Source organism: Roseovarius salis, from assembly GCF_044472985.1.
Taxonomy (GTDB): domain Bacteria; phylum Pseudomonadota; class Alphaproteobacteria; order Rhodobacterales; family Rhodobacteraceae; genus Roseovarius; species Roseovarius salis.
Genome location: NZ_JBISDG010000076.1, coordinates 1 through 5,933, shown reverse-complemented (window position 1 = coordinate 5,933; position 5,933 = coordinate 1). Strand labels below are relative to the sequence as shown.

The following is a 5,933-nucleotide window of genomic DNA, read 5'->3' as shown; positions in this document are numbered from 1 at the left end:
GTGGCCTGCCTCGCGGCGCTGCCGGCCATCGCCGGCGCCGCCTGCCGGCAGGCGCTGGCGCTCGGGCTCGACGTCTCGGGCAGCGTCGACGCCGCAGAGTACCGGCTGCAGGTCGACGGGCTGGCGGCCGCGTTGCAGGACAGGCAGGTGCAGGCGGCGGTTCTGGCCGACCCCGCGCATCCCGTCAGGATCATGGTGTTCGAGTGGAGCCGTCAGGACCACCAGGCCCGGCTTGTCGACTGGACCGAGATCCGCGATGCCCGGACCCTGTCCGCCGTTGCAGGCGAATTGCGGCGCACCGGGGGGGCGCGCGTCAGCGACCCGTCCACGGCCATCGGCGCGGCCATGCTCTACGGCGTGGCGGCGCTGCGCGAACAGGGTGACTGCTGGCAGAAAACGCTGGACATCTCGGGCGACGGACCGGCCAACCGGGGGCGCCACCCCGGCGACATCCCCGCCGGCGCAACCGCCGGGGTCACGATCAACGGGCTGGTGATCGGCCCCGGCGGCCGGGCCAACACGACCAAGAACCTGTCCAACGTCAAGACGATGCTCGGCTACTACCGCGCCTTCGTGCTGCGCGGGCCCGGCAGCTTTGCCGAGACGGCGCGCGATTATTCCGATTTCGGCGCAGCCATGCGGCGCAAGCTGCTGCGGGAATTGCGCCCCGCCGCCATCGCGCGCATTCGTGCCGCCACGCGGCCTCAGTAGATATAGCGGATCTGCTCGGTCCAGTAGCGTTCCACCCGGCGCAGCGCGGTGTTGATCTGGTCGGCGCCATCCGCGCTCAGCACGCCCGTCTTTTGCAGCCCGTCCGCGTGGCGGGCAAAGAGCCGCGCGACGATATCGCGGATGCCCCGCCCCTTCTCGGTCAGCCGCACCCGGACGGAACGGCGGTCGATCTCGCAGCGCTGGTGGTGCATGTACCCCGCCTCCACCAGTTTCTTCAGGTTATAGCTGACATTGCTGCCCTGGTAGTAGCCGCGCGTCTTCAACTCGCCCGCTGTCACCTCGTTGTCGCCGATGTTGAACAGCAACAGCGCCTGCACCGCGTTGATCTCCAGCACGCCGACGCGCTCGAATTCATCCTTGATCACGTCCAGCAACAGCCGGTGCAGCCGTTCCACAAGGGCCAGCGAGTCGAGATACGCGGTCATGAAATTCTGCCGCTCTGGCGATAGCACAGGGGGGTTTTGCAAAGTCATTCTCGGCTCCGTGCAAACCTGCTCGGCACCGATCTAGACGTCAAAAGCCCAAGATCGGGTAAACGGCTGACGGGACGCCTAAAATGCGACCTATCTCGCCGGCGGCGCGGCCGCGGCGATCCGCGCGACGATATCGGCAAAGCGGGGCGGCGGGGTGGCCTGCCCCGTGACCCACTGGTAAAGGTCCTGATCGTTCTCCGACAGCAGCGCGTCATAGCTGTCGAGGCTGTCGGCGTCGAGCCCGTGCAGGCATGCCTCGGCGAAACGGGCAAGGATGATGTCCATCTCCTTGATCCCGCGCCGCATCGACCGCATGCGCAACCGTTTCAGCCGGATCTCGGCGCTCTCAGGCACCTGCTTCCTCTTTGAGCTTGGACCGCAGGGCCTTTTCCAGCCGCCCGAGACGGTCGGCCGACAGGGCCAGCTGCGCACGGATGTCGCGGATCTCGGTGAGCAACTCGGTCACGTCGGGCGACAGCTCGCCCGCATCCCCCGGCGATTCGGGGCCCTGCCCCTCGCCGCTGAGAAGCCACAGCAAGGACACGTTAAGCATGCCGGCCATCATCGACAGCTTGTTGGCGCGCGGTTCGCTGAGGTCGTTCTCCCACCCCTTGAGGGTCTTGAGCTTGACCCCGAGCCGCTTGGCCAGTTCCGACTGGCTCATTCCCGACTGCTCGCGCGCGCCGGCAAGCCGGTCGCCGAAGGTGGTCGCGTCGGGATCGTACCAGCCCTCTTCGGTCTGGGCGTTCATGCGTCTTCCTTTCCTGCATCCCGGGCCGGCACCGCGGCCCCTGTGCCGGGCCGCGATGCGCCCCGGATGACAAGCGTCCGGCGCGAGTATAAAGACTATGCAGCCGCAGGAAAACCGGAGCCCGACATGAATCCTCTCTCAGCGACACTTTCGCGCGTGAAACCCTCGCCGACCATGGCGATTTCCGCCCGCGCCGCCGAAATGAAGGCGGCCGGCCGCGACGTCATCGGGCTGAGCGCGGGTGAGCCGGATTTCGACACGCCCGACAACATCCGCGCCGCGGGCATCCGGGCCATCGAGGAGGGCCGGACGCGCTATACCCCCGCCGACGGGATTCCCGAACTCAAGGAGGCCGTCTGCGCCAAGCTCCGGCGCGACAACGGGCTGGATTACACCCCCGCGCAGGTCAGCGTTGGCTCTGGCGGCAAGCAGACGCTTTACAATGCGCTGATGGCCACGCTGAACCCCGGCGACGAGGTCATCATTCCCGCCCCTTACTGGGTGAGCTACCCCGACATGGTCCTGCTGGCGGGCGGAGAGCCGGTTTTCGTCCCGGCCGGGATCGAGACCGGCTTCAAGCTGACGCCCCAGGCGCTGGAAGCCGCGATCACGCCCCGCACGCGCTGGTTCATCTTCAACTCGCCCTCCAACCCAACCGGGGCCGGCTATGCCCGCCACGAGCTTAAGGCGCTGACCCGGGTGCTGATGCGCCACCCCCATGTCTGGGTCCTGACCGACGACATGTACGAACATCTCGCCTATGACGGGTTCGAGTTCTGCACGCCCGCCGAGGTCGAGCCGGGCCTCCACGAGCGTACGCTCACCTGCAACGGCGTGTCCAAGGCCTATGCCATGACCGGCTGGCGGATCGGCTACGCCGCCGGGCCAGAGGTGCTGATCGGGGGGATGCGCAAGATCCAGTCGCAGTCCACCTCCAACCCCTGCACGATCAGCCAGTGGGCGGCGGTGGAGGCGCTGACGGGCCCGCAGGATTTCATTGCAGCCAATAACCGCGTGTTCAAGCGCCGCCGCGACCTCGTGCTCGACGCCCTGCGTGCCATCGACGGCATCGACTGCCCCACCCCCGAGGGTGCGTTCTATGTCTATCCCTCGATCGCGGGGTTGATCGGCCGCGAGAGCCCCGCGGGCAGAACGATCGCGACCGACGAGGATTTCGCCACCGCGCTGCTGGAGGAAGCGGGCGTCGCGGTCGTCTTCGGGGCGGCTTTCGGTCTTTCCCCTGCCTTCCGTGTCAGCTACGCTGCCTCCGACGACGCGCTGGCGGAAGCGTGTGCACGGATCGCGGCGTTCTGCGCCGCTCTCAAGTAACCGAGGGCCGATGTCCGACGACCTGCCGGAATACTACTTTCGCGTGCGCGAGAACGGGGCATTCGTCTTTCGCGTGGATGCCGGGAACAGCCAGCGCCGGATCGAGATGGACCAGATCGCGGTCGTCAACATCCGCAACGGCCAGATCAAGCCGCATGGCGACCGCGAGCTCGGCGAGCGCGATATCGGCGCGATCAAGGAATGGATGGCAGAGCGGCTGGAGGTGCTGGCGCATCGTGACATCGAGGACATCCACCGCACGGTGGATTTTCTGAACCAGACGGCACATTGGGCGCAGTCCAGGGCCACCGACGCGCAGCTGGAACAGGTCACCGACGCCCTGTTGCTGGCCATGCACGACCTGCGCTCGGTTCTGGTCCGCAAGAAGGGCGAGCGTTTGCTCAGGGACAAACAGGGCTGAGGCGGGGCGCCCGGCCGAATTGGCCACGGGCATGCAGCTCCGCGGTTTCTCCGAGGTCGGATCATGCCGCACATAATTTCACACTCCGAGGCGGAAACCGCGTCCGAGTTCTTCGCCGACGAACAGATCTGGTGGCGCGACAGGCTGGCGCTCGGAACGCACCAGGAACTGTGCTGGGTCAAGTTCGAACCGGGCAGTGTCTATCCGCTGCATTCCCATCCCTACGAACAGGTCAGCGTGGTCATTCAGGGGCGGGTGCGGCTGACGGTGGGCGGGGAAACGCGCGAGGTCGGCCCCGGCGACATGTGGTTTGTGCCCGCCGACACGCCCCATGGCGGGGAGATACTGGGCGACGAGCCGGTGATCTTCGTCGACGTCTATTCGCCCCCCAGTGCCGGGGATGACATCGACGTGACCTATTACTAGCCACGCGGCGGGGCGCTCAGCGCGCGCGCGCCGCCACGTTCCGCGCCGACCATGTCCAGAAACGGGCCAGCATGAACACCCCCGCGCAGGCCAGCCCGATTGCAAGGCCAAGCCACACCCCAACCCCGCCGAGGCCGAGGATGAAGCCGAGCGCGTAGCTCGCCGGCACGCCCACGGCCCAGTAGCTCAGCGCCGCGATGATCATCGGCACGCGGGTGTCCTGCACCCCGCGCAGCAGCCCAAGCGCCATCACCTGTCCCGCATCGACCAGCTGGAACAGCGCCGCCGCCGCCAGCAACCCGGTGCCGACCGCTATGACACCGGCGCGGTCGGGCTCCGCGGGGTTCATGAACAGCCCGATCAGCGCCTCGGGCACGGTCAGGAACAGCACCACCGTCAGCAGCGCCACCGTCCCCGAAACCGTCAGCACCACCAGCGCGCCGGCGCGCAGCCCCGCCCCGTCGCCGCGGCCAAAGGCCTGCCCGGCCCGGACCGTGGCCGCGTTGGACAGCCCCAGATGCACCATGAAGATGATCGACGACACCTGCATCGCAATCCCGTGCGCCGCCAGCGGCAGCTTGCCAAGCCACCCCATCATGGCCGTGGCCGCGGCGAACAGCCCCACCTCGGCCAGGTTGGTGATGCCGATGGGCCAACCGAGCCGGAAAACGCGGCCGAAAGCCTCCAGGTCCGGGCGCCACAGACGCTGGAACAGCGCGTGCTCGGGCGTGACACGCTCGGTATAGACGACCAGCACCAACAGCGACGTCGTGTGCACGGCCAGCGAGGCGATGGCGGCGCCCTGCACCCCCAGCTCGGGCATGCCCCAATTGCCGAAGATCAGCGCGTGGTTCACCACGATGTTGAGCCCCACCGCCGCCACCGTGACCCACAGCACCACCTGCGTGCGCTCCAGCGCGGCGAGGTAGGATTTCAGCACCATCACCAGCAGCGCGGGCAGGATGCCGTACCCCGCGATCCCGAGGTAATCGCCGGCCAGCGCCGAGACCTCCGGGGCCTGCCCCATCGCCAGCAGCAGCGGCTCCGACCAGATCATCAGCGGCAGCACCGCGATCCCGAACAGCACCGACGCCCACCCGCCCATGCGGGTGACCCGGCGCACCTGCGCCTCCTCGCCGGCGGCCTGCGCCGAGGCGACCATGGGCATCACCGCCCAGGCGAAGCCCGAGCCCATGATGAAAAAGACGAAGAACATCGTGCCGCCCAGGGTCTCGGCGGCCAGCGCCTCGACCGAGTACCAGCCCAGCATCACCGCGTCGGTCAGCGTGACGGAGTACTGCGCCACGTGGCTGCCCACCAGCGGCAGGCCCAGCCACAGCACCGCGCGCGCGTGCTGGCGGTATGTCAGGTAATCGCTCACCGCTCTCGCCTAGCCGGGCCCGGCCCGGCCGGCAAGAGATCAAAGCGCGCGCAACAACAACTGGACCGAAAGCGCGGCAACCACGCCACCCGCCGCGATCTCGATCAGGGGCACGACCCGGGCCGCCCCCGCGCCCGCCGCAACGCGGTCCAGCAGCCCCGCGCGCAGCGTCACGGCGGCCACAGCGACGGCGATGGTCACGCTGGCCGTGCCCAGCCCCATGGCGAAGGCCCCGGCGATCCCGGCCGCGTCCAGCCCGAAGCGCCATGTGAGAACCAGCAGGAACAGCGCCCCTGTACAGGGCCTCAGCGCCACCGCGCCCACCAGCACGAAAGCGTCGCGCAGCCCCCGCACGCCGGCCGCCTCCGACATCGTGGGCCCATGACGGTGCCCGCAGCCTGTGCAGGCGCCCGCTTCGCC

The 5,933-nt window shown here is 68.5% G+C and carries 8 protein-coding genes and 1 pseudogene; 4 read left to right on the top strand and 5 right to left on the bottom strand.

The window, feature by feature from the left end:
- Positions 1-711, top strand: a 711-nt coding sequence (locus ACH13J_RS17965) for a DUF1194 domain-containing protein (RefSeq protein ID WP_397544719.1), incomplete at its 5' end; no start/stop codon positions are given.
- Here ACH13J_RS17965 and ACH13J_RS17960 read toward each other — a convergent pair.
- The 3 genes from ACH13J_RS17960 to ACH13J_RS17950 all read right to left on the bottom strand — a co-directional run bounded on the left by ACH13J_RS17960 (position 705) and on the right by ACH13J_RS17950 (position 1,956).
- On the bottom strand, positions 705-1,205 hold the full coding sequence (locus tag ACH13J_RS17960) for a winged helix DNA-binding protein (protein ID WP_397544718.1): 501 nt from the start codon (positions 1,203-1,205) through the stop codon (positions 705-707). The genes ACH13J_RS17965 and ACH13J_RS17960 overlap by 7 nt on opposite strands.
- 90 nt (positions 1,206-1,295) lie before the next feature.
- Positions 1,296-1,559, bottom strand: a complete 264-nt coding sequence (locus ACH13J_RS17955) for a succinate dehydrogenase assembly factor 2 (RefSeq protein WP_397544717.1) — start codon at positions 1,557-1,559, stop codon at positions 1,296-1,298.
- The gene (locus tag ACH13J_RS17950) at positions 1,552-1,956 is read right to left on the bottom strand and encodes a helix-turn-helix domain-containing protein (protein WP_397544716.1); all 405 of its coding nucleotides are present in this window, start codon (positions 1,954-1,956) and stop codon (positions 1,552-1,554) included. Before ACH13J_RS17950 ends, ACH13J_RS17955 begins: the two co-directional genes overlap by 8 nt.
- Before the next feature lie 126 nt (positions 1,957-2,082).
- On the opposite strand from ACH13J_RS17950, the gene ACH13J_RS17945 reads away from it, so the two are divergent.
- The 3 genes from ACH13J_RS17945 (at position 2,083) to ACH13J_RS17935 (ending at position 4,132) form a co-directional block, all read left to right on the top strand.
- Complete coding sequence (locus tag ACH13J_RS17945; RefSeq protein WP_397544715.1) at positions 2,083-3,285, top strand: aminotransferase class I/II-fold pyridoxal phosphate-dependent enzyme; 1,203 nt, start codon at positions 2,083-2,085, stop codon at positions 3,283-3,285.
- 10 nt (positions 3,286-3,295) lie between these two features.
- The gene (locus ACH13J_RS17940) at positions 3,296-3,706 is read left to right on the top strand and encodes a hypothetical protein (protein ID WP_397544714.1); all 411 of its coding nucleotides are present in this window, start codon (positions 3,296-3,298) and stop codon (positions 3,704-3,706) included.
- A gap of 63 nt (positions 3,707-3,769) precedes the next feature.
- Positions 3,770-4,132: a cupin domain-containing protein gene (locus ACH13J_RS17935; RefSeq protein WP_397544713.1), complete on the top strand. Its 363-nt coding sequence runs from the start codon at positions 3,770-3,772 to the stop codon at positions 4,130-4,132.
- 16 nt (positions 4,133-4,148) lie between these two features.
- Here ACH13J_RS17935 and ACH13J_RS17930 read toward each other — a convergent pair whose 3' ends face one another.
- Positions 4,149-5,513 carry an MATE family efflux transporter gene (locus ACH13J_RS17930; RefSeq protein WP_397544712.1) on the bottom strand — a complete coding sequence of 455 codons (1,365 nt, stop codon included), beginning with the start codon at positions 5,511-5,513 and terminating at the stop codon, positions 4,149-4,151.
- A 39-nt stretch (positions 5,514-5,552) separates the two neighbouring features.
- A pseudogene (locus ACH13J_RS17925) lies at positions 5,553-5,933 on the bottom strand (hypothetical protein); the annotation flags it as partial.

Bases quoted from the DNA above. Each gene is read 5' to 3' on its own strand.
- ACH13J_RS17950 (WP_397544716.1), bottom strand. From the start codon at position 1,956: ATGAACGCCCAGACCGAAGAGGGCTGGTACGATCCCGACGCGACCACC.
- ACH13J_RS17935 (WP_397544713.1), top strand. From the start codon at position 3,770: ATGCCGCACATAATTTCACACTCCGAGGCGGAAACCGCGTCCGAGTTC.
- ACH13J_RS17945 (WP_397544715.1), top strand. From the start codon at position 2,083: ATGAATCCTCTCTCAGCGACACTTTCGCGCGTGAAACCCTCGCCGACC.
- ACH13J_RS17960 (WP_397544718.1), bottom strand. From the start codon at position 1,205: ATGACTTTGCAAAACCCCCCTGTGCTATCGCCAGAGCGGCAGAATTTC.
- ACH13J_RS17940 (WP_397544714.1), top strand. From the start codon at position 3,296: ATGTCCGACGACCTGCCGGAATACTACTTTCGCGTGCGCGAGAACGGG.